Source organism: Paenibacillus sp. EPM92 (genome assembly GCF_016586185.1).
Lineage (GTDB): Bacteria > Bacillota > Bacilli > Paenibacillales > NBRC-103111 > Paenibacillus_G > Paenibacillus_G validus.
This window is the reverse complement of sequence record NZ_BCPS01000057.1, coordinates 1-22,341: the sequence shown is the minus strand read 5'-3', so window position 1 is coordinate 22,341 and position 22,341 is coordinate 1. Positions and strand designations below refer to the sequence as shown.

Genomic DNA, 22,341 nt, shown 5'->3' with positions numbered 1-22,341 from the left:
GTGAGTTATTCTATCATGACGGAGGTTTCATGGCAAGAAAGAAAATTGACAAAACGGATGCCATCTTACAGGCAGCTTTAAAGGTATTCGCTGAACACGGCTTTAACGGAGCGCAAATATCCAAAATTGCCAAGGAGGCAGGTGTTGCCGACGGTACGATCTATTTATACTTCCAGAACAAGGAAGACATCCTGACGACCGTGTACCGCACAACGTTAACCGGTTTTACCCAGCTCTTAACCGATCGTCTGAAGGAAACCTTGAATGCGGATGCAGCGATACATGCCATATGCGAGATTTTATTTACGTTCATGGAAGAAAACGTCCATATCGCCTACTTAAACATCGTAGAGCTGCGCCAACATCCGATGGAACTACGCAAAGAAATCAGCCAGTATACGAGCCCGTTCTTCAGGCTCATCGAAGATGTGCTGCAGAAAGGTAAGGAGGAGGGGGCATTTCGCCCTAACCTTGAAGTCAAGCACGCCCGGAGGCTGTTGTTCGGGGCCATGGATCAAGTCATTTCCTCTTGGCTGATATCGGGCCGAAAGTATTCCCTGACGTCGCTTATTGAAAGCACCACTGAATTTTTAATCAAAGGTTTAAAATAATACATCCAAAGCAGGAGGGATTCCGATGAATATTTATGCCATCCTCAAGCAAACCTTCGATACCGAGGAAAAAATCGTAATCGAGAACGGGAAAATAGCCGACAACGGGGTCAAATTCATCATCAACCCGTACGATGAATATGCGGTGGAGGAGGCCATCCGGTTAAAAGAGCAGCACGGCGGCCATGTCGTTGTCGTATCCGTCGGTCCGGAGCGTTGTGCCGAAGCGCTAAGAACCGCTTTGGCCATGGGGGCCGACGAAGCGGTTCTGATCTCGGACGAGCGCATCGGGAATGACGAATTTAGCGTCTCCAACGCTTTAGCCGCTTATTTCGGCAAGCAATCGTTCGATGTTATCCTTGGAGGAAATTTCTCCGTAGATCACGGTTCAGGCCAAGTCGCCGTACGGCTGGCTCAGCTGATCCATGTTCCACACGTATCCTCCATTACGAAGCTGGATATTTCGGGTGACAAAGCGGTCGCTCTTCGCGATGCCGAAGGAGATACGGAAACGGTGGAAATCTCGCTCCCGGCACTCTTTACCGCCCAACAGGGCTTGAACGAGCCCCGTTATCCTTCTTTGCCCGGCATTATGAAAGCCAAGAAAAAGCCGTTCACCCTCATCGGTTTGGATGAGCTCGGGTTAACGCCGGCACAGATCGCCGCCAAAACCGTTCAGGCCTCCCTTTCCCTTCCGCCGGCCCGAGGCGCCGGAAAGCTTCTGCAGGGGACCCCGGCAGAACAAGCCCATCAATTGGTACAACTGCTTCGCACGGAAGCGAAAGCCATCTAACATTCAATCGAGGAGGAATACCTATGAGCCTAACCTATATCGTTATCGCCGAAGCACGTTCCGGCAAGCTGCGTCAAGTTACTTTGGAAGCGCTTCACGCTGCGAAAATCGCTAAAAATGACGCGGATCGCCTCGTTGCCGTTTTTCCCGGGCATCAAATCACTTCTTTGGCCGAAGAACTGGCCCAATACGGCGTAGAGTCCGTCCACGTGCTGGATCATCCCAGTCTGGAAAATTATAATCCGGATACTTATTTTCCTGCCATAGCCGAGCTCATCGACGGCATCCGCCCGGATGCGGTATTCCTCGGTCATACGGGCATCGGGCGCGACCTGGCTCCGATGCTGGCAGCCCACTTAAACGCAGGACAAATCTCCGATGTCACGGCCATTGAGAAGTCCGGCGCCAACGTCTTGTTTACACGTTCCCTCTATGCCGGAAAAGCGTTGGAACAGAAACGGTTTGTTCAGGGGCCGTCGATCGTTACCGTTCGCCCGAACAATGTGCCTCCCGCGGAGAAAACCGGCTCCCTGGCCCCGATCGTTCCCGTAAGCTACAGCCCTCCCGCAGCGCTGCGCTCCATCGTGAAAGACGTCGTGCGCAAGGCCTCCGGGAAGGTCGACTTAACCGAAGCCAAGATTATAGTGGCCGGCGGCAGGGGAGTAAAGAGCGCAGAAGGCTTTAAACCTTTGGAGCAACTGGCCGAGGCGTTGAACGCGGCGATCGGCGCCTCTCGCGGCGCTTGCGACGCAGGCTACTGCGACTACTCGATGCAAATCGGACAAACCGGCAAGGTCGTTACGCCCGAAATTTATATTGCGTGCGGCATTAGCGGCGCCATCCAGCATCTGGCCGGCATGAGCCAATCCCGGATTATTATCGCGATTAACAAAGATCCGGAAGCTCCGATTTTTCAAGTGGCCGATTACGGCATTGTCGGCGATTTATTCGATGTGGTGCCGCTATTGACCGAAGAATTTAAAGTAACGCTCACCTAGCGCCTTCACCGCAAATACCCCGAGAGCCGCAATTTGTTACGGTTTGCACATACTATGAACAAGTTAAGGAGGGCTTCGCTTTGAACAAACTTGAGCAACTGGCCGGCCTGCTGGATATTATCCAATTGGCTTTTCCCGAGGATGTCAGACTAACGGTGTTCAATAAAGAGAAAGTAATCGCGGAGCTGCCTGGGGGAACCCTGGATTGGCCGACTAAAATCGGGGAGCCCATGGCAACATTCAAAGGGACGGTCACTTCCAAGGCCCTGGAGGAACAACAGGTTTTCCGGGAAGAACGCGGGCCCGAAAGATTTGGAGTCGCATACATTTCTACGGCGGTGCCTGTATTTGAAGAGGGCGAGCTGCTTGGCGTGCTGACCGCGCTCGTTTCCACGCATAGACTCGAAATGTTAAGAAACGGGACCTCCAAAATATCGAACGCTCTTGAAACGATGGCGATTTCCACGCAGGAAATAAGCCAGACCTCAACTGACTTGGCCACGCAAATTCAAATCATTCAGGGGCAATCCGAAGAAATCATCAAGGATGTGGAGCGGAGCTATGCGATCTTGAATTCCGTCCAGGAAATTGCCGAGAACTCCAAGCTGCTCGGTCTGAACGCTGCGATTGAAGCGGCACGACTCGGGGAACAAGGCCGGGGATTTGAAGTGATCGCATCGGAAATTAGGAAAATGGCCGATTATTGTAAACAGTTTGCGCAGGATGTTCAATTCCAGATGGATAAAATTCAAAAGAACGTGTCCATGATGCATCATTCGATTGAGCATGTAGCGGCCTTCTCGGAGGAACATACGGCCGGCTTGCAAAAAATCAACACGGTGTGCGAGGGCATTCACGTTACGTCGGAAGAATTGCTGGCCTCCGCCAAAGTTTGAAGCAATTTGTGCTCCAAACGAATTCCTACGAAACGACAAGGATGCCTCCATACATCGTGTGCCTGCGGGGAGCAGGTTCACGATGTATGGAGGCATCCTAAGGCTTCAACATGAACACGAGATGAGCCCCTTCCTGAAGGAGGTGCGCATGTCAGGTGCGGCGCTATTTCTGCGGGGATGGGTTTCTTAATGAGACTTTCCTTCCTTTCACAGGTTGAGAGTCCTCCTGTTCAATAGATCGTTGACCGTAAATTCGTCCAGCTTTGGGACTAACCCTCTGTGGCCAAACTTAAGCTTTCGGTTATTTTCCCGATTGCTTCCATCGACAAATTGGAGAAACCGAAGCACGGTCTTTCTTCGTTCTACAATGTCAACATGCCCTTTCTTGTAAAACCAGGATTCGATGGTATTGTAAATTCCTTTATTGACGCCAAATTGCTTCTCGCAATAATCGACGAACAAAAGATCGGTGAAATGGACGATTTGATCTTCGGAATAATTTTTCCTCGGCTTGCCGGAAGTTTCACGCTCCGCATAACGAACCATGCTTAACCGGCAATGCTCTTCCAATTTCTTGCGGATCAGCTCGCTCAACCAAACAATAGGAACATCATGCCGGCGAGCCAGCTGTTCGATTTCCGTTATGCTTGCTATTTCCCCGTTATCATCTAAAATTTCGCACATATAGCCGACCGGCTGGCCGGATATCTCTTCGGATAATTCGAGAACGGCTTCAACAATGCTTTGCCGCTCAAGCAGCCCGTTTGCTTTGCCTACCAAAGGAAAGATATGCCCCGGCCTTCTATAATCAAGCGATTCGGTTGCATCGTCGGCCAAAGCTTTAATGGTATCCGCCCGTTCATAGGCGGAAATTCCGGTAGAGGTCGTTTTATAATCAACGGAAACTGTAAAATTTTTAGTTGATCCGCTGCTTCCATGGCTCGTCATGAGAGGAAGGTTTAATTGCTCTGCCTTCTCCTCGGTTATGCATACATAGACTAGCCCTTTGCCCGTTTTGATCATAACATTCACTTGCTCCGGGGTCGCGTATCGGGCCGCCCCCATCCAATAACCCGTTTTTTGCTCTACATCGTCCACAATAATCAAGGGTTTGTCATTCGATCCATTCCCCTCCTGATAGCCGCTTTTATGACCCATGATCGAACATCCCCTTTCCCATAATGGTGCAGCCTATTTGAGCGCTTTTTGCATCATGATCAATTCTTCAGCCAAATACGAGATTCGATCGAGCACATCCCGGTCCGTAATCTCATTGGCCGCATTAAAGTGATCGTTATGAACATAGACGTAGCTAGGCGCCGTATATGCGCGAAAATAACCTGCAATCGGCTTCAACTGATTTTCTATCACCAGGTAGTGCTGGTAGGTTCCGCCGGTCGCTATGAAGCCCATCACCTTGTGTCTGAACGCGGAAACGGGTGCCAAATCAAAAAGATTCTTCAGGACTCCCGTAATGGAGCCTTGAAAGATCGGGGTGCCGATAAGAAAACAATCCGCCGAGCTGACCATATCGATCACTTGTTTCGTATCCCCTGTGTAGGCGTCCGGAGAGCGCCCGTCGCAAAACTGCACATCGTATTGCTTCATGTCCAGCAGCTGGATTTCAATGGCCGGGTCGCCGTTCTTCACTTCTTCCAGCACCTTGTTCAGAACAGCGAGCGTTTTCGATCCGGTTATCGTCCCGCAGATCGCCAATAATTTCATGTAGTCACAGTCTCCTTCCATACAACTTCGCGAACCATAGAGAAAGGGGCAACCTCTACAATTGCCCCTTCCCGACGACCAACCTGGCGCTTAGGCCGATTGCACCTGCCGGATGAGCGCTCTTGCAAATGCAATTTCATCGTCGTTGACAATATGGTCCATATCTTTATAAATCCGGGCTTCCGTATCCGCCCCCATCTGCTTATAGAGAGCTGCCGTTTCAAGCACACGCTGCTCGGGCACCCAACCGTCGATGTCGCTTGACCCCAGAAAAACCGGCGTGTCCAGGAACGATCCTTCAACGTTCCGCTGCATGCCTTCGGGACCGATCACACCGCCTGTGTACAGCACGATCCCCCCATATCGGCCAGGCCGCCGCACGGCATATTCGGCCGTCAAGCAGGCTCCCTGCGAAAAACCGAGGAGGACCAGCTTGGTTACGGGAATCCCCTGCTCGAGCAGCTCGGAGATCCGCGTATGGTAACAGTCCAGCGCGAAGCTCAAGTAAGGTTCATTGTCGTTGAGCGGGGACATAAATCCGTTCGGATACCAGCTGTTGCCGGCCGCTTGCGGCGCAACGTAATGAACGTCAGGAAGGCTGATTCGGTCCGCAAGCTCAAGGATATCGTTCGTCGTTTGATTACGTCCGTGCATCATCATAACTACCGCGCTGCTCTTATCTAGTGGCACACCGCGCGTAACGACAGGCTGCTGCAAATGAATATTCATCAACTGTATTCCCGCAATCTTCTAGACGGCCTGCGGATTTGTAATCGGTTCAAGCGTAGCGAGAACCTCTTGACGACGATGCTCGAACCAGGGCGGGAGCAGCAAGCTTCGTCCGAGCCCATCCAATGGCTCATCCGTTGCAAAGCCGATATCGCTGGTCGCAATTTCGCACAGGATGCCTCCGGGGGAGCGGACGTAAACCGAGTGGAAGTAGTTGCGGTCTTTCACCTCGGAAGCATCCGTGTACCCCAAGCCTTCGAGATGCAGCTTGAGCTTCGTCGCTTCTTCGTCATTCTGGACGGCAAATGCAACATGATGCACCGTCCCTTGACCAAGAATCCAGCTGCCTTGCGGAACATCCGGCTCATGGAGGAGGAATACCGTGTTCTTCGCCCCGCCCTCTCCGATTTCGAAGCGATGATACGGACCTTCCTCCCCGGTCTTCTTGAAGCCGAGCCCTTCGGTAAGGAAGCGTTCCTGTTCCGGTACTTCGCGAACCGACATCGTGACGCTGTGGAAGCCGCGAACCGCTTCCGACTCGGAAATTTCGTCCGTAATCCAGCCATCGCGCTTATCGTTATCGTCGCCGACGATTTCGAACTCGAGGCCGCTCGGGTGAACGAAATGAACCCGCTTCTGACCGAAACGCGTTTCTATCGCGCCGTGCTTCACACCATGCTTGTCAAAATGCTTTTGCCAAAATTCAAGCGACGATTCAGGAGCGGTATACGAAGTAATCTTGACCTGCCCGGAGCCTCTCCGGGCGAGAACGCCGGCCTGCTTGTAAGGAAAGGTTGTCATGACGGTTCCGATCTCGGCGTTGCGGTTCGCATAATAAAGGTGGTAGATGCTGTCCGCGCCGTCAAACAGAATCGTCTGCTTGACCATGCGCTGGCCGACGATTTGCGTAAAGAAGTCGACATCCTCCTGTGCGCCGGCGACGCCGGCCGTAACGTGGTGAATACCGGTGATAAAATTTGTCATATTTCTTTTCCTCCTTCTTATTGTCGCGATGGTATCGCTTACATGAATGTGTTTAGCTTCTGCATCCTTAGAATAAAACGCATACCTAACTGTATTCTTACAGGATCTTTATCATTTCTAACATACGGCAATCCGGGCCGCCTTGGCTTCGCATATCCTCATGATTCACCTAACTTGACGAGCCTACTTCCTCATACCTTTCAGGAGCCAGCAAGGTTAAGGTCGTTCGGAGAACTTCCGGCAATTGCTCTAACTGCGGGAAGTGGGACGACTCTTCAAAGACCGCGAGTTGCGAGTCCGGAAGTTCTTTCTGGAATTCATAAGCATACGCGACAGGAATAACTTTGTCGTGCTTGCCCCACACCAAGCACGTATTTGCCCGGATACGATGCAGCCGACGGCGCAAACCTTTATCGGGAATCGGCCATAAGTAGCGGTTTGCTTCCGCCATTGCAAGCTGTTGATCCATAAAAAATTTCATCCGTTCGTCCGGATCTTCCGGGACCGCCATGGCGGCTTGGGCTACGGGCGATTGGGCATCGTAGTATAAATCCTCAGGGAAAGATGCCTGCGGCATGGGAATATCTTCGTTCCACAATCCGGCTGCGCAGATGAGAAGCAGGTTGTTGACTCTTCTCGAATCGGTTGCCGCTAATTCTGCGGCCAGCATGCCGCCAAAGGAATGCCCGATAAGATCAATGCGCTCCAATCCTAATAAATCGAACAGATCGTAATAATACAGAACAACATCCCATAAGTTCCGGAGATCAAGCTCATTGCTGCCTGACGTTCCTTCCAAGCCGGGGAAGAAGGGAGCATACACTTTATATGTTTTCGCCAGTTCGTCTAAATAGGAATCCCATTTCAAACCACCGGCACCGTGCAAGAAGACCACCGGTTTTCCTTCCCCTGCTACAAGCACCTTGGCTATATGACCATCTCGTATCGGAATAGCCGTCAATTGAGGCGTCGCCATATTCCCTTCCCCCTTAAGATAAAACTGCAGCTTTGGACGAGGCTGCTTTATTGATGTCGTTATGAGCAACGTCCGGCCATCCCACAACAGGCCATTGATCGTCCCAAATGCCTTGCAAGTGCGGCATGACTTCTTTGGTGAACAGTTCGATGTTTTTTACGGCCAGATGGTGCGGCATAGATCCGACATTCAGGTGCGCCGTAATACTTCCGACGCGAAGTGTTTTAATTAAGTGCTTGAGTCTGTCGCGAACGGTTTCAGGCGAACCGGCAATGACATTGCCGGCTTCAACCAGCTCCTGCCAGCTGATATCCTGTTTTCTCGCATACCGGCTCTTGCCGTGTACGGCAAACTGACTCACCGCGCTCTGGGCCACGCTTTTGGCGCTGCGATACCCTGGCGCTTCCGCATACTTGCCGGGTATATGCATGAGCGTTCTTATAAAATAGCGATAATGCTCTTCATAGTCTTGCTGCGCTCGTTCATCCGTTTCGGAAACGAAGATCATTTGATTGTAGCCGAGCCAATAAGGATTTAAATCCTTGCCGGACTTTTGACGGTGCTCCCAGAAGGATTCCGCAAATTTCTTGCCCGCTTCAAAGCCGCTGTAACTGAGATGATAATAGGGGTGATCGTTCCGGATACAATAGTCCCAAGTTTCCACACTTCCGCTGCCGGGAATCCAAATCGGAGGATGCGGGTTCTGATAAGGGCGCGGCCACAAGTTGACATGCTTGAGCTGGGTATACTTCCCGTTAAAAGAGAACACCTCGCTTCGGCTCCAGGCTTGTTTAATGAGATCAAGCGCTTCATAAAACCGGGGTCTTAATTCGGCCGGCGGAATTCCATATACGAAATTCGTATCCATGGAGGTTCCGCTTGGAAAACCGGCAACGACGCGGCCGCCAGTCACGGTATCCAGCATAGACAGCTCTTCAGCCACGCGGATCGGAGGATTGTACAAAGCGATGCTGTCTCCTACGAGCACAAGACACGTTTTCTCCGATTGGCGAACTTTCCCCGCCAGCATAGCCGCCATAATGTTCGGAGAATTATCCAATCCATAGGCGTTGCTGTGATGTTCATTAAAGCCAATCGCATCGAAGCCCCCGTCAACGGCAAGCTCATATTGTTTGATGTACTCGTTAAAAATCTGATGGCCTTTCCGGGCATCGTATAATTCACTCGGAATGGTGATCCATACACTTTCATGATTTTCTACGAAGTCCTCGGGCAAATCCCGATACGGCATGATGTTTACGAAAACAAATTTCACGGCTTATCCCTCCCAAGTCTTGGTTACATCATTAGCATAAACTGCAAACCTAACTGAGTTCTTACACGATCTTTACAAGTTCTAACAATTGCAGTGATAACGGTCGGCCCCCGTGTCAATTGGGGAACGGAGCAGCTACGGAAGCACAAAAAAGCCCAAGCCTCTTTTCATCGGAAGAGGCTTGGGCGTATGGTTTCCTGCAGCGTCAAGAGACTTACGTGGAATGAAACATTTTTTGCAATTTGGCCTGGACAGGAATACCCAGTTCTTTTTCAATATATTTTTGATACAGTTCGGATACTTTCTTGGCTTGCAGAACCAGATTGGCTTTCATCAACCGCTCCATATATTCCAAATATACGCTTTCTTCATAAGGCTCCTTACGCAGCGCTTTCTCAAAGTAAGAAATGCCTTGCTCGTAATCGGCTTGATCCCAATAATATACAGCTAATTCCTGCAGCACTTTTAAATAATAAACACGAAATTTTTCCCGAACCAGTTCAAGGAAGCTGACATAAGGATATTCCTCGAAATAATCTCCCCGATACAAAAGCTCCGCTTTTTTTAATTTGCCGAGATGCTCCAGCGAGGAGTATTCCCCTTTATGAATAAGCTGCGTGAATTGATGAATATCCAGATCCATATGATCCAAACTTAACGTATAATGTTCGCCGGACTGCTTAATGAATAAGGAATCCCGGCCCGATTTTAATTGAGGCTCCAACGTTTTTCTAAGATACGACAACGTTACATAAAATTGATTATTCACCGCTTCAAACGAGCCTTCGGGAAAAATTTCATCGATGATGCTGTCTTTCGTCAGCTTGCTTTCCCGATGCGTAATGAAAAATTGCAGCAGCCTTAAGCTCGATTTTCTTTTTAAGGTGACGATCTGATCCCCCGATTGAATCTCAAATTTACCCAAGACGCGTATCGATATTTTGGCATGTTCGGGTTCCTGCACGACCAGCGGACGGTGCGCTTCCAATTGGGGTGTCGGGGCGGCCATGTCGACGGCCGATGTAGAAGATCCCCTTTTTTCCGAAAGGGCTTGCTGCATTTGCTTGACTTTATTGGATAAATAAATATTGTGTGTAAAAGACACGCTCGATTTCGATAAATACAGCTCCGCCTCTTCCCATTGTCCGGTTTCCATGTAGGCGGCAACCATCTCTAAATAAACATTGCCAAGATCGTAATCCAAATGGAACTGAACCCCGATATCCTCGGCTTTCCTGAACCAGGCAAACGCTTCTTGATAGTCCCCTTGCAGACGGTAATATTTGCCCATCAACCGGTAAGGAAACAGGATGGCACAGTCAAAGCGTTCTTCCGATAGCTTCAGTGTTTCTTTGATCAAAGAATCCGCTTTCAACAATTTGTTTTGATCTAGATAAATTTCCGCCAATACGCACAATGACATGTGATGAGGATGATAATTACTATACGTGCCCCGGTACGATAACGCTTCTTGAGCGCATTGCACCGCTTCCTCCTGCCTCCCGGTTTTCATGCAAAGCATCGCTTGCAGCGATAAATTTTTACAAATCATCTCTTGATCCTTGATGCTCAACGATTCGTTCAAGGAATTGCTGCACAATTGCTCCGCCTTGTTCATTTCACCGACAAAATAATAGATGGCTGCAAGCTGATGCTGAAAATGAACCGATAATTTAGGGTTCATATTGCCATTCATACTTTTGAAATTGATTTCGAGCGGCGTGATTAAATCTTTAATCATATCTAATGGGATGCACCTGAACAGGAACAGGCTGATACTGGCGAAAGTAAGATCCGGGGAGAAATTTTCCGATAACTTATCGATCAGTGTTAGAAACTGGGAACGGGTGAAGCGCTCTTTCATGCTTTTCATTAAAGTCGCGGCGTTAATGAATTGACTGCCCATCACCGAATGGACAAAAGCATGAATAAAATCCGATTTCTTTTCATAAATAAGCGAAAGCTTCTGGTGAAACTCGTCGATTTCCGTGCTACTGTGCCGCTTGGATAATTCCCGGTACAAAAATGACCGGAACAGCTTGTGATATTTAATCATGCCCAAATTGTTTTTATATATAAACAGATGATTTCGAAGTAAATGTTCCAGAATTTCGTCCGCATTATGAATGCCGAGAAACTTGTTAATCACATTGGAGTTGATATCCGTAAGCAGACACGTTTTATACAGAAAGTCGCGAATCTCTTCCGATTGGGAAGCCAGTATCTCGGCACTTAAGTAATCGTTGATGTCAGGGGTTCCGTTGAACTTCAGCCAAAATGAAGGACGGTCGGCATCATTCACTTCTTTGATCAAATCCTTCAGAAGCTGCAGGCTGGTCACCCAGCCTTCCGTCTTATGATAGATGAGATCTATTTCATTCTCCTGCAAGGCAATACCGTGCAAATCAACGAAAAACATACCGATTTCATCTTTGGTAAACGCTAACTCCTTGGTGTGCAACTCAGCCAGGCGGTTCTGCAATTTTAAACTTACGAGCTGCAAGCTGGGGCGGGTCCGGCTCGTGATAATAAAAGTAACCGACGGGGAAGCGTTTTCAATCAATCTGGTCAAGATGTGCTGGATCTCTTCGCATTGATCGACGGATTGGTATTGGTCCAGGATGATGATCAGCCGGGTCGGCCAAGTTGACAGCAAGGCGGAGAGATGGTCAAGCTCCTCATCGATTTGTTCCGGTCTGACGTCGTAAATCATTTGTTCACCGGAAATTCTACGCAAGATGGCCGTCTTCATATAGGAGAGAAAGGTATGCGGGTTTCGGTCCTGCTGCGATAACTGATACCAGACGGCCGGAAGCTTTTTTTCCTTAACAAAACTTGAGATTAACGTTGTTTTGCCATACCCTCCATCGCTGGTCAAACAAATGAGCGAACGATCAAGATGATTTTCAATAAACGATAATAAACGATTTCTAACGAGGTAAAGAGAGTAATTAGGCACGCGAAGTTTAGATTCAAGGATAATCACGGCGTTCCTCCCTGTATAATATCGAAAACTTATGATATTCAAAATTTTACAGGAATTTGGTGATCTTGGCAATTACAACTCATGGACGCCTCATACGAGCGGATGCGATGAGACGCCATGGAATGCCGGCGCCGGTCCGAATTTCTTACACACCCAGATAGCGGTGCTGAATATCGTTATCCGCCAGCAGTTCTTTGGGACTCCCTTGCCACACAATTTGCCCTTTATTCATGACCATCACTTCATCCGCAACACCGCATGCCAAGAAAAAATTTTGTTCCACCAGGAGAATCGATAAACCCTTTTGCTTCAAAGTTCTAATAATTTCGCCCACCTGCCCGATAATAACCGGTGCAAGACCCTCGGACGGTTCATCCATCAGCAGGAAATGGGGATTGGTCATAAGCGCTCTTCCGATAGCCAGCATTTGCTGCTGCCCGCCCGAAAGCTGGTTGCCCATATTGGTTTCCCGTTCCTGAAGAACCGGAAACAGCTCGTATACTTTCTCCAAAGTCCACGGGTCCAGCTTCGTATCCCCTGAATTTTGCGGCTTCCTTGCAGGCATCGTCAAATTTTCTCTGATCGTTAACGATGGAAAGATACGTCTTCCCTGCGGGACCAAACCGAAGCCCAGCTTGGCAATACGATAAGGAGCTTCGCCTAATATCTCCTTATCCCCGTATCGGATGCTTCCTTTACGGGGAGGAGTCAGACCGGCGATGGAATGGATCGTTGTCGTTTTGCCCGCACCGTTGCGGCCGAGCAGCGCAACACACTTGCCTTTCGGAATTTCGAACGAAACGCCTTGCAGAATGTGGCTGTTCCCATAGTACGTATGAACGTTCTCAAGCTTGAGCATGTTCCCGTGCACCTCCGCCGAAATAAATCGCCTTCACTCGTTCGTCTCCGCTTATTTCATCAGGGCTGCCGGTTAAGAACACTTCCCCATGATGCAGCACGGTAATGCGGTCCGCAATCGAAAATACGACTTCCATATCGTGTTCGATGACCAATAGCGAAATGGAGCGGGGCAAGCCTTGAATCAGCTTCGTTGTCTGGATCGTTTCGGCCGGCGACATGCCTGACGTCGGTTCATCCAGCAGCAAAATACGCGGTTTCGAAGCGATCGCAAGCATGATCTCCAGCAATCGCTGCTCCCCGTATGACAGCTCGTTCACCACACGTTTCCGGCGCTCCCACAGATTCCACTGGGTCAGCAGCTCTTCCGCTTCTTCCATCATATCGCGATATTGGTTCAGCGGTTTAAATAAACGGTTCCGATAAGGCTTGCAGGCCGTAATGGCTAAGTGCAAGTTCTCCTCAATCGTTAATTTGCCGAACAAATTGTTTTTCTGAAACGTTCGCGCCATGCCGGCCGATACCCGGGTATGGGAAGGCATCCGGCTTACATCCTGGCCATGAATTCTCACGATTCCTTCATTCATGGGCACGACTCCCGTAATACAGTGAAACAGCGTCGTTTTCCCCGCTCCGTTCGGCCCGATGATCACATGCCGCTCCTCGGGCTTCACCTCCAGATGAACCTGCTTGAGCACCTGCAAAGCTTTATACGATTTCGATAAACGTTCCACCTGCAGAAGACTCATGGCCGGTTCCCTCCTACGCTGTCGCTTTCCGTAACTTTGGGCATTGCATAGGACGGCTTCTGATTATCCGCGTCAACGTCCGTGCGAGGCAGGGTCAGCTTTCTCCACAGGCCGATCAGCAAATGAGCCACGCCACCGCGTCCTAGCAAAACAAGAATGAGAAACAGAGCGCCCATAATAATCGGCCATCGTTCCGTATAGGAACTAATATAGCTTTGCAGGACGACGAACACCGCAGCTCCGATCGGAGGTCCGAGCAACGTTCCCGAGCCTCCGATAATGACCATGATCAGCGCTTGTCCGGACAGCCCCCAGCTAATGATTTCCGGACTGGCGAACTGGTTGGAGAAGCCGTATAACGAGCCCGCTAATCCCGCCATCATTCCAGAGAGCGTGAAGGCAAGCACTTTATAGCTTTCCGTGTTATACCCCAAAGCCCGCATACGGGAAGTGTTCTCTTTCACGCCAATCACAATTTTGCCTGTCGGAGAATTGATGAAATAGTGCAGCACGATATAACATAAGATAAAAATGACAGCCATTACATAATACCGGCCTATCGGAGTCGTAACAGGACCGAAACCAAAGTCAGGTCTTACGCTGATCGACATGCCGTCCGCGCCTCCGGCCAAGCTTTTAAATTTATAGAAAAACACGTAAAGGAGCTGGTTGAACGCAAGCGTCAGCATGAAAAAGTAAGATCCCGTTATACGCACGAACATAAGTGCAGCAATCCAGGCAAGCAGCCCGGTAATCACAATGGCAGCCATGATCAGCACATACGTGTTGGTCACAAACTGGCTCAATATCGCGACCACATATACGCCCGTTCCGAAAAAAGAAGCATGTCCGAACGATGTAAGTCCTGCATATCCCATGAGCAGGCCCAAACTGAGGGCAAAAATGGACATGATGAACAGCTCGCCCGCCAACCGGATGCCATAGGTGGAAAGTATGAATGGAAGGGCAAGAATTGCCGCTACGGCAACAATCGCAAGGACCTGATTTTTATTCATGCTCCCACTTCCCTTCCAAACAATCCGGTCGGTTTAACAATTAGGATGGCGATCATAAAGATGAAAATAAGCGCCATGGAAACGGAAGGGAAATACACCTGACCCATGCTTTCGATCAAACCGATCAAAATCGCAGCGATAAACGTTCCTTTCCAGGTTCCCAGTCCGCCGATAACGACAATGACCAGAGAAAGAATTAAAACTTCAATATCCATCCCGTTATATAAGCTCAGGATCGGTCCGGCCAATACGCCGCCGAATGCCGCCAAAGCCGCCCCAAAAACAAATACGCTGGCAAACACGAATTTCACGTTGATCCCTAGTGCGCCCAGCATCGTCCTATCATCAACGCCCGCCCGAATAATCGCGCCGGTTTGAGTGTGATTTTCCATATACCACAGAACGAAAGCCAGCAGGATTCCGATGATAATGACGAACAGCCGATACGACGGAAACATGACAGGTCCCATCGAAATGGAAAAGTTAAGAATGGGAGGCACGCCTAACGTTAGCGGATTGGAGCCCCACATCCACTTCATCAAATCGGCAATAATAAACATGAGTCCAAAGGTCATCAGAACTTCTTTATCATGCGATCCGTAAACAGGGGCCAGCAGCACGCGTTCAATAAACAGGCCGATCCCGCCAACCACAATGACAGATAAAATCAACGAGACCCAAAATCCGAAGTGCTGACTCGTAAATGTATAGGCGAGATATGCACCGAGCGCAAAAAATGTACCATGAGTCATATTCACCACATTCATTAAGCCGAATATAATAGACATTCCCGATGCGATCATAAACAAGAGCATTCCATAAGCCAAGCCTGTTAGAAGTTGTAGTAATAATGTGGATACATTCAAGTTATCTCCTCCAATGAATGCGCTTACAAACACATTCCTTTACGGGTGTGATTTATTTTTTGAATGGATTTTTTTCAGGCATCCCTACATCTTTCATCGTATCCAGATACTCGAATCCGAGCTTTCCGTCTTTCACTACAAATTTCTGCACAAAAAAGTCGGATATCGGATTGTTTGTTTTAGGATCCATTTGAAATTTACCGCGAGGACTGTCGAGGCTAATGTTCTTCATCACTTGAATCAGATCCTCTGCCTTTGTGCTTCCGGCCTTTTCGATCGCTTTGTCAGCCAGCATAGCGGAATCGTATCCCATAATTTCAATGTTAGGCGGAATGTTAGGATGCTTCTTCGTGAAAGCTTCCATAAACTTTTTAGTCGCCGGATTGTCCAAGGAATCTTTGAAAATTTTGATCCCGTATACGCCATCCAGAGCGGCGATCATTTCCGGCGTCGTGGCCAAATCCGTCGGCACTGTAGAAATTAACGCGATTTTATCCTTCAAACCGAATTCCTTGAATTGAACAGCAAACCTCATCCCGTCCGTGCTCGGTCCCATATTGTACACGACATCCGGCTTGGCTTGGGCGATTTGAGTCATGAACCCGGCAAAATCGTTCGTGCCTACTTTAGGAAATTCCATTTGCATCACTTGGCCGCCCGCAGCTTCATAGGCACTCTTGAAAGCTTCAGCCTGCTCGCGACCCGCAGGATTGTCATATGAAACGATATACGCCTTCTTCCCGACATTCTTGGCTATATAATCGGAAATCGCAGCGCCTTGCTGATAGTTGGAAGCGGCTGCTCTGTAAATGTAGTCGCTCTTCTTGTCCCACGAGCTGTCGTTCCCGCCCGCATTGGCAACGATCAGAGGCTTCTTATCCCTGTCAATCTGGTCCCTCAGAGCGTATAAAGTCGTACTGGTCGTCATCCCGATAAGCAAATCAATCTTGTCTTCGTCAACCAGCTTGTGATATTTACGCAAGGCCACTTGCGGATTGTTCTCGTCATCTTCATAAACAAGCTCTACTTTTTTGCCGCCCACCGTATGGTTATTTAACTCGAAATAAAGCTCCAGCCCGCGCTTCAAGCCTTCTCCGACCGTTGCGAACGGACCGCTGAAGGTCAGCAATACGCCGACTTTAACCGAATCTGCTTGATTGCCAGCCGGCTTTTCCGTACCTGAGCTTGCCGGCGCGCTGCCTCCATTGCTTCCACAGGCAGTCAGAAATAGGAGAAAAGCTGCTATGACAACAGCGAGTGATCTTTGCATACCTTTGTTTGTTAATTTCATGAGAATCCCTCCGGCTACAGGTTATGGTTGCTCTTACTATGCTTGTTCATCGTCTCAACGCGCTTGATCGCATCCGGGTCATTCTCGGGAAGCGGCATCGCATCCAGCACCACGTTGTGCAAGCGTGTCAACAGCCCGCGGAATTCCGAATAAGGAATAATGTAAGGGGCATTGTTCTCGACCGCCTCCAGCACCTTCTCGCCTAATTTGACGGGGTCCATCCCGCCCTCGCTGAACGCTTTCATTCGATTCATCGTTTCGGCATCCACCTGGGTCTTCGTGTCGGAAAGCTGCTGCGGACGGGTGACCACCGACTCGTGAATATTCGTATTGACCGCGCCTGGACAAAGCACCGATACGCCGATACCACGGGGCTCCAGATCGAGGCGGAGCGCCTCGCTCATCCCCCGTACCGCGAATTTCGACGTCGTATACACGGTGCTGCCTTGAATCGCGTAAAAAGCGGACATGGATGCGGTGTTCACGATGTGTCCGCCCTTGCCGTACTCGATCATGCGCGGAACGAAGGTTTGAATCCCGTTGATGACGCCGTTCAGATTAACGTTCATTAACCAGTCCCAATCATCGTAGGTCACCTTCTCGATGTGGTTCAGCAGGTTGACGCCGGCATTATTGCATAAGAGCTGCACCTTGCCGAATACGCGCTCCGCTTCATCCGCCGCCTCGGCCATCGCCTTCCGATCCGTAATATCGAGATGAATGCCATGCACTTGAGCGTTCCGTTCGTTGAAATACGCCATCGCCTGATCCAGATGATCCTGACGAATGTCGGCGATGACCACGTTCATGCCGGCGGCCGAGAACACTTTCGCCATGCCCAGCCCTACTCCGCTTCCCCCGCCGGTAATAAATGCGACCTTGCCTGCTAGATCCTTCATCATCGTTTCCTCCATATTTGCGGTGCGTATCGATAGCATGATCTAATCCCTATATCACTATATCAATAACATGCACACGCTTTCAATTTGTAATATAAAATTTACTTCGCATAATGAAATGTATTCATGTATTTCGAACCGCGCGGAATATCGTGGAAATCCCCTGACCTCCGGCAATGCATAGGGTGGCGAGGCCCCAGGTCACCTGTCTTTTCAGCATCGCATGGATCAAGGTCACACTAATTCTTGCACCGCTGTTCCCAATCGGATGTCCCAGGGCGATTGCCCCTCCGTTCACATTCGTCTTGTCCAGCGGTAAGTTCAATTCCTTGATAACGGCTAACGCTTGAGCGGCGAATGCCTCGTTCAGTTCAATCAGATCCAGATCCTGGAGCGTCAGACCGGCCATAGCCAATGCTTTCTTCGTAGCCTCTACCGGTCCGATCCCCATCCGCTCCGGCTGCACGCCCGACACCCCAAGGCCCGCTACTTCAGCCAGCGGCTCCAATTTATACCGCTTCAACATCTCTCCGGAAACCAGCAACAGCAAGGAGGCGCCGTCATTTAAACCGGAAGAATTGCCGGCGGTCACCGTTCCATTCTTCTTGAAAACCGGCTGCAGGCTTGCCAGTTTCTCCAAATCCGTTAGTCTTGGATGCTCGTCAGTATTAAAAATGGAAGATTTTCCTTTTGGCTGCGGTACGGCAACCGGGACAATTTCGTCCTTAAAATCATTTCCTTCTATGGCGGCACGAGCCTTGATCTGGCTATCGTAAGCAAAACGGTCTTGTTCTTCGCGGGAAATCGAGTACTCCTCGGCCAAATTTTCCGCCGTCATGCCCATGACGAGACGGCCATACTTTTCTTCCGGCTGCGAGCCCGGCTGACTTTCTTTATTGGGGTCCAAAATCTCGCTGTTTCCGGAAAGAAAGCCAAATCGGGCGTTTCGGATATAATAGGGGGCGTTGCTCATACTTTCCACCCCTCCTACGACATAGGCGTGTCCGGTGCCGGCGCGGATGGACAAATACGCATTATGGATAGCCTGCATGCCGGAGCCGCATTGACGATGGACCGTATACCCGGGAAGCGATTCCGGAAAGCCTGCCTTTAGCAGAGCCATTCTTGCAATATTCGATTGATCCTGACTTTGCTTCGCTTGGCCGATAATGACTTCATCGATGGCTTCGTCGGGAATCAGGTTTTTCTCCTTCAAATTCTGGAATAAAGGGAGCAGCAGAGCATCCGGCTGCATATCCTTAAGCGCTCCGCCTAATTTGCCCACCGCTGTCCGATGAGCGCTTACTACATATACGCGGTTATCCATTTGTTCGGGCACCTCCGTTCATTGTGTGACAGAGTCGGCGATTTCAAAGGATGCCTCCGTCTTGTCCTTCACTTCGTTCAGGTCGGCTCCAGGCATCAGCTCTGTCAATACCAACCGCTCGTTCCGATAGGCAAACACGGCCAGCTCGGTAATAATGACATCCACTTTCCGTACCGAGGTGATCGGATAGGTGCACGATTTCACGATTTTGGCAGCTCCGTTCTTGGCGGTATGGTTCATCGTGATCACGACCTTCTTCACCCCGCTCAGCAGATCCATCGCTCCCCCGACTCCCATAATGCTTTGTCCGGGTATGGCCCAATTGGCGATATGCCCGTGTTCGTCGATCTGCAAGGCGCCTAGAAATGCCATGTCCACATGCCCCCCGCGAATCATGGCGAACGACTCCGCGCTATTAAAGTAAGAGGCGCCGATTTGCTCAGCGATCGGCAGCTTCCCGGCATTGACCAAATTCGGGTCGAGCTCCTCTTCGCTCGTCAGCTCCTTGACACCCAGCATCCCGTTCTCGGTATGGAAATAACCGCCGTCCGGCTTCACATATTTGGCTATTAACGTAGGAATGCCTATCCCCAGATTAACTATCGAATAAGGCTGAATTTCCGCCGCAGCCCGCTTGGCAATCAACTCTTGGATCTCCTGAATCGAACGCATATTAAGATTCAACTCCTTCTTTTCCCAACACCAGCGTGCTCTTCACAATGGCGTCTACAAATAAATGAGGAGTTACAATTTCTTCAGGCGAAAGCTCTCCCGCTTCGACGATTTCATCAACCTCTGCGATCACGTAGTCCGCCGCCGTCGCCATCACCGGGTTAAAATTGCGCGCGGTCTTGTAATAAACCAAATTTCCGAGCGTATCGGCCTTCGCCGCTCTAATTAAGGAGACATTCGCCCACAAGGGCTTCTCCAGCACATATAACTGGCCGTTGATTTCCTTTACTTCCTTGCCTTTGGCCAATTCCGTACCTACACTCGTCTTGGTGTAGTAACCGCCGATACCCGCGCCTCCGGCCCGGATCGATTCGGCCATCGTCCCTTGGGGCAACAGCTCGATCTCCAGCTTGCCTTCGTTAAAGCGGTCTCCTACTTCCCGGTTGCTTGTGAAATAAGACCCGATCGCCTTCTTGATCTTGCCTTGTCGCAACAAGAGGCCCAGGCCTTTTCCCGGTTCGCCCAGGTTATTGCTGATCACCGTCAGCTGTTCGGCATCATGACGGGTCAGGGCGTCGATCAGGCTTAAAGGAGCGCCCACCAAGCCAAATCCTCCGACCATGATGGTGTTGCCGGATGTAATGACGCGTATTACCTCATCGGCCGCTTTCCGTTTTTGCATCCTCATCCCCTCCTAAAGACTGCATCCGGTGTTACGTGTTTGCCAGCATGGCAAGACGCTGCTTCACCTCATGCTGGCAAATCCCCCCATGGTAGCAAACCACCGTCTCGATGTCGTACGACAATAACTTGGAGAGCGAGCGGATCGCTTCATCCATATCAAGCGTGTGCTGCTGCGCCGGTCCGAGCAACCGACCCTGAACGGCGATGGCCGCGTCACCGGCGAGCAATGTTCTATATGCATGCACGTAGAAACTGGTGTGATCCGGCGTATGCCCCGGAGTCGATATCACCGTGATTCCTCCGCAATAGGGCAATACTTCGCCATCCTTAAGCACGGTATCCACCTTCGCAGCAGGGGCCGGCGCAGCGGCAGGCAAGCGGATCAGCCGTTTGTCGCCTTCCAGATACGGCTTCGTCATTTCGTGCGCCAGCACTTCAATTTTGTGGTCAGCCGCGCCGAGCAATTCCGGCAAGCTGCCGATATGATCCAGATCTTGATGGGTTACGATAATTTTAGTGAGCTTACGAAAAGGTACCCCCAGTTTTTCCATTTCATTCCGGATCACTTCCAATTGCCCGGGCGTGCCGGTATCCACCAAAATAACATCTTGTTCGTCCCAAATCAGTGCAGGATGAATGATCTTGCGATCTCCGCCAAATACCATCGTTAAGTCAAGAGCTGCCAGCCCGGCTGCCTGCATATCACCATTCTCCTTGTGAAAATGATCTTCGATGGGTAGTTTCTTATTCATCGCAACGTCTTCCGTCATCAGCCTCGTCAATGAACTGTGGCTCACCTCGTTTCTCCGAAGCGTTTCTTGCGGCTCATACCCCGTTACAAGAGTAAAACAAAAATCTAACTGGATCCTTACAGGTTCATCTGAATATCTTACAAATCTATGCCTATAACGAAGAGTTTCAACGATTTTATCCCTTTTGTTAAGCCGGCAGATCGGCTATGATGGATTTGTTGGTGTACATCATGAAGGAGGATACGATGAAATCACAACCGTTATCGCATTGGGGCTTGAATACGAGCAGGCTCGTGCTGGGATGCATGGGGCTTGGCGGAGGCTGGAACCGCGACCCCATTACGAATGAACACCTGAAACATGCCGAGTCGGCGGTCGAAGCGGCGCTGGAGGCCGGCATTACGATGTTTGACCACGCCGATATCTATACGATGGGGAAAGCGGAGACCGTCTTCGGACAAGTGTTGAAAAAGCGGCCGCAGCTTCGCGACAGTATCGTCATCCAGTCCAAATGCGGCATCCGATTTGCGGAGGGCGACGTGCCGAGCCGGTACGATTTTTCAAAATCGCACATTTTGAATGCGGTGGACGGCATTCTGCAAAGGCTCGGGATCGAGACGCTGGATATTTTGCTGCTGCACCGGCCCGATCCGTTAATGGAGCCTGACGAAGTTGCGGAAGCGATCCATTCGCTGAAATCGTCGGGCAAAGCGAAGCGGTTCGGCGTTTCCAATATGAGCGCCGGGCAAATTCGTTTCCTGCAGCAGGCGTCGTCCGAGCCGATCATCGTCAACCAGCTCGAAATGAGCTTGGGGCATTTGCACTGGCTGGAGCAGGGCATTCTCGTCAATCAACACGCAGGCACGAGCGTCAACTTCGCCGAGGGCTTGTTGGAGTTCTGCCAAACGGAACGCATCCAAATCCAAGCGTGGAGCCCGCTCGCCCGCGGGGTATTCACCGGACGTGCGGCGGACAGCGAGCCGGAGCACATCCGGCAAACGGCCGCGCTCGTCGCCAGGCTGGCGCAGCAGAAGGAAACGACGCCGGAAGCCATCGTCCTCGGCTGGCTGATGAAACATCCGGCACGCATCCAGCCCGTAATCGGCACCGCCAATCCGAAGCGGATCGCCGCCTGCCGCGATGCGGAGCGCCAAGCGGAGCTGATGACCCGCGAGGAGTGGTATCAGCTGTATGTCAGCGCCAGAGGCGCGAACATGCCATAAGAGGCTAAAAAAAAAGTGTCGTCGTCGCGG

22 protein-coding genes are annotated in these 22,341 nt (G+C 50.4%); 5 read left to right on the top strand and 17 right to left on the bottom strand.

Going from position 1 to position 22,341, the window contains the following annotated elements:
* The first annotated feature begins 29 nt into the window (after positions 1-29).
* The 4 genes from JMF85_RS11575 (at position 30) to JMF85_RS11560 (ending at position 3,298) form a co-directional block, all read left to right on the top strand.
* Positions 30-611, top strand: coding sequence for a fatty acid metabolism transcriptional regulator FadR (locus tag JMF85_RS11575; RefSeq protein WP_127607187.1), 582 nt, complete (start codon positions 30-32; stop codon positions 609-611).
* A 25-nt stretch (positions 612-636) separates the two neighbouring features.
* Entirely contained in the window at positions 637-1,404 is a 768-nt protein-coding gene (locus JMF85_RS11570) for an electron transfer flavoprotein subunit beta/FixA family protein (protein ID WP_201318218.1), read from the top strand.
* Positions 1,405-1,427: 23 nt separating this feature from the next.
* Positions 1,428-2,402 (top strand): electron transfer flavoprotein subunit alpha/FixB family protein, encoded by a 975-nt coding sequence (locus JMF85_RS11565; protein ID WP_127607183.1) that lies wholly within the window; start codon positions 1,428-1,430, stop codon positions 2,400-2,402.
* An 80-nt stretch (positions 2,403-2,482) separates the two neighbouring features.
* The gene (locus JMF85_RS11560) at positions 2,483-3,298 is read left to right on the top strand and encodes a methyl-accepting chemotaxis protein (RefSeq protein ID WP_127607181.1); all 816 of its coding nucleotides are present in this window, start codon (positions 2,483-2,485) and stop codon (positions 3,296-3,298) included.
* A gap of 207 nt (positions 3,299-3,505) precedes the next feature.
* Here the strand turns inward: JMF85_RS11560 and JMF85_RS11555 are convergent, their stop codons facing one another.
* The 17 genes from JMF85_RS11555 to JMF85_RS11475 form a co-directional block, all read right to left on the bottom strand.
* Positions 3,506-4,456: a 3,4-dihydroxy-2-butanone-4-phosphate synthase gene (locus tag JMF85_RS11555; RefSeq protein ID WP_201318217.1), complete on the bottom strand. Its 951-nt coding sequence runs from the start codon at positions 4,454-4,456 to the stop codon at positions 3,506-3,508.
* A gap of 33 nt (positions 4,457-4,489) precedes the next feature.
* Positions 4,490-5,023, bottom strand: a complete 534-nt coding sequence (locus tag JMF85_RS11550; protein WP_054797129.1) for an NADPH-dependent FMN reductase — start codon at positions 5,021-5,023, stop codon at positions 4,490-4,492.
* A gap of 90 nt (positions 5,024-5,113) precedes the next feature.
* On the bottom strand, positions 5,114-5,752 hold the full coding sequence (locus JMF85_RS11545; RefSeq protein ID WP_201318216.1) for an alpha/beta hydrolase: 639 nt from the start codon (positions 5,750-5,752) through the stop codon (positions 5,114-5,116).
* A 21-nt stretch (positions 5,753-5,773) separates the two neighbouring features.
* Positions 5,774-6,736 (bottom strand): ring-cleaving dioxygenase, encoded by a 963-nt coding sequence (locus JMF85_RS11540; RefSeq protein ID WP_141334232.1) that lies wholly within the window; start codon positions 6,734-6,736, stop codon positions 5,774-5,776.
* 169 nt (positions 6,737-6,905) lie between these two features.
* The gene (locus tag JMF85_RS11535) at positions 6,906-7,712 is read right to left on the bottom strand and encodes an alpha/beta fold hydrolase (RefSeq protein ID WP_127607175.1); all 807 of its coding nucleotides are present in this window, start codon (positions 7,710-7,712) and stop codon (positions 6,906-6,908) included.
* A 13-nt stretch (positions 7,713-7,725) separates the two neighbouring features.
* Complete coding sequence (locus JMF85_RS11530) at positions 7,726-8,988, bottom strand: LLM class flavin-dependent oxidoreductase (RefSeq protein WP_127607173.1); 1,263 nt, start codon at positions 8,986-8,988, stop codon at positions 7,726-7,728.
* A 214-nt stretch (positions 8,989-9,202) separates the two neighbouring features.
* Positions 9,203-11,974, bottom strand: coding sequence for an AfsR/SARP family transcriptional regulator (locus JMF85_RS11525; RefSeq protein ID WP_155613792.1), 2,772 nt, complete (start codon positions 11,972-11,974; stop codon positions 9,203-9,205).
* 145 nt (positions 11,975-12,119) lie between these two features.
* On the bottom strand, positions 12,120-12,833 hold the full coding sequence (locus tag JMF85_RS11520) for an ABC transporter ATP-binding protein (protein WP_127607169.1): 714 nt from the start codon (positions 12,831-12,833) through the stop codon (positions 12,120-12,122).
* Positions 12,820-13,581 carry an ABC transporter ATP-binding protein gene (locus JMF85_RS11515; RefSeq protein ID WP_155613791.1) on the bottom strand — a complete coding sequence of 254 codons (762 nt, stop codon included), beginning with the start codon at positions 13,579-13,581 and terminating at the stop codon, positions 12,820-12,822. Before JMF85_RS11515 ends, JMF85_RS11520 begins: the two co-directional genes overlap by 14 nt.
* A complete protein-coding gene (locus tag JMF85_RS11510; protein WP_127607167.1) occupies positions 13,578-14,597 on the bottom strand; it encodes a branched-chain amino acid ABC transporter permease in 1,020 nt (339 codons plus the stop codon). Before JMF85_RS11510 ends, JMF85_RS11515 begins: the two co-directional genes overlap by 4 nt.
* Positions 14,594-15,463, bottom strand: coding sequence for a branched-chain amino acid ABC transporter permease (locus JMF85_RS11505; protein WP_127607165.1), 870 nt, complete (start codon positions 15,461-15,463; stop codon positions 14,594-14,596). Before JMF85_RS11505 ends, JMF85_RS11510 begins: the two co-directional genes overlap by 4 nt.
* A gap of 52 nt (positions 15,464-15,515) precedes the next feature.
* The gene (locus JMF85_RS11500) at positions 15,516-16,754 is read right to left on the bottom strand and encodes an ABC transporter substrate-binding protein (RefSeq protein ID WP_155613790.1); all 1,239 of its coding nucleotides are present in this window, start codon (positions 16,752-16,754) and stop codon (positions 15,516-15,518) included.
* Positions 16,755-16,768: 14 nt separating this feature from the next.
* Positions 16,769-17,656, bottom strand: a complete 888-nt coding sequence (locus tag JMF85_RS11495; protein ID WP_196426800.1) for an SDR family NAD(P)-dependent oxidoreductase — start codon at positions 17,654-17,656, stop codon at positions 16,769-16,771.
* A 121-nt stretch (positions 17,657-17,777) separates the two neighbouring features.
* Entirely contained in the window at positions 17,778-18,980 is a 1,203-nt protein-coding gene (locus tag JMF85_RS11490; RefSeq protein ID WP_127607161.1) for a thiolase family protein, read from the bottom strand.
* Positions 18,981-18,998: 18 nt separating this feature from the next.
* On the bottom strand, positions 18,999-19,652 hold the full coding sequence (locus JMF85_RS11485; protein ID WP_201318215.1) for a 3-oxoacid CoA-transferase subunit B: 654 nt from the start codon (positions 19,650-19,652) through the stop codon (positions 18,999-19,001).
* Position 19,653: 1 nt separating this feature from the next.
* Positions 19,654-20,334, bottom strand: a complete 681-nt coding sequence (locus tag JMF85_RS11480; protein WP_127607156.1) for a CoA transferase subunit A — start codon at positions 20,332-20,334, stop codon at positions 19,654-19,656.
* A 31-nt stretch (positions 20,335-20,365) separates the two neighbouring features.
* Positions 20,366-21,088, bottom strand: a complete 723-nt coding sequence (locus JMF85_RS11475) for an MBL fold metallo-hydrolase (protein ID WP_397375988.1) — start codon at positions 21,086-21,088, stop codon at positions 20,366-20,368.
* A 245-nt stretch (positions 21,089-21,333) separates the two neighbouring features.
* Between JMF85_RS11475 and JMF85_RS11470 the strand changes: the two genes are divergently transcribed.
* Positions 21,334-22,311 carry an aldo/keto reductase gene (locus tag JMF85_RS11470; RefSeq protein ID WP_054797155.1) on the top strand — a complete coding sequence of 326 codons (978 nt, stop codon included), beginning with the start codon at positions 21,334-21,336 and terminating at the stop codon, positions 22,309-22,311.
* Positions 22,312-22,341 lie beyond the last annotated feature (30 nt).

Coding starts and splice junctions, on each gene's coding strand:
- JMF85_RS11575 (WP_127607187.1), top strand. CDS start 30: ATGGCAAGAAAGAAAATTGACAAAACGGATGCCATCTTACAGGCAGCT.
- JMF85_RS11570 (WP_201318218.1), top strand. CDS start 637: ATGAATATTTATGCCATCCTCAAGCAAACCTTCGATACCGAGGAAAAA.
- JMF85_RS11565 (WP_127607183.1), top strand. CDS start 1,428: ATGAGCCTAACCTATATCGTTATCGCCGAAGCACGTTCCGGCAAGCTG.
- JMF85_RS11555 (WP_201318217.1), bottom strand. CDS start 4,456: ATGGGTCATAAAAGCGGCTATCAGGAGGGGAATGGATCGAATGACAAA.
- JMF85_RS11550 (WP_054797129.1), bottom strand. CDS start 5,023: ATGAAATTATTGGCGATCTGCGGGACGATAACCGGATCGAAAACGCTC.
- JMF85_RS11545 (WP_201318216.1), bottom strand. CDS start 5,752: ATGAATATTCATTTGCAGCAGCCTGTCGTTACGCGCGGTGTGCCACTA.
- JMF85_RS11540 (WP_141334232.1), bottom strand. CDS start 6,736: ATGACAAATTTTATCACCGGTATTCACCACGTTACGGCCGGCGTCGCC.
- JMF85_RS11535 (WP_127607175.1), bottom strand. CDS start 7,712: ATGGCGACGCCTCAATTGACGGCTATTCCGATACGAGATGGTCATATA.
- JMF85_RS11520 (WP_127607169.1), bottom strand. CDS start 12,833: ATGCTCAAGCTTGAGAACGTTCATACGTACTATGGGAACAGCCACATT.
- JMF85_RS11515 (WP_155613791.1), bottom strand. CDS start 13,581: ATGAGTCTTCTGCAGGTGGAACGTTTATCGAAATCGTATAAAGCTTTG.
- JMF85_RS11510 (WP_127607167.1), bottom strand. CDS start 14,597: ATGAATAAAAATCAGGTCCTTGCGATTGTTGCCGTAGCGGCAATTCTT.
- JMF85_RS11500 (WP_155613790.1), bottom strand. CDS start 16,754: ATGAAATTAACAAACAAAGGTATGCAAAGATCACTCGCTGTTGTCATA.
- JMF85_RS11495 (WP_196426800.1), bottom strand. CDS start 17,656: ATGATGAAGGATCTAGCAGGCAAGGTCGCATTTATTACCGGCGGGGGA.
- JMF85_RS11490 (WP_127607161.1), bottom strand. CDS start 18,980: ATGGATAACCGCGTATATGTAGTAAGCGCTCATCGGACAGCGGTGGGC.
- JMF85_RS11485 (WP_201318215.1), bottom strand. CDS start 19,652: ATGCGTTCGATTCAGGAGATCCAAGAGTTGATTGCCAAGCGGGCTGCG.
- JMF85_RS11480 (WP_127607156.1), bottom strand. CDS start 20,334: ATGCAAAAACGGAAAGCGGCCGATGAGGTAATACGCGTCATTACATCC.
- JMF85_RS11475 (WP_397375988.1), bottom strand. CDS start 21,088: ATGAATAAGAAACTACCCATCGAAGATCATTTTCACAAGGAGAATGGT.
- JMF85_RS11470 (WP_054797155.1), top strand. CDS start 21,334: ATGAAATCACAACCGTTATCGCATTGGGGCTTGAATACGAGCAGGCTC.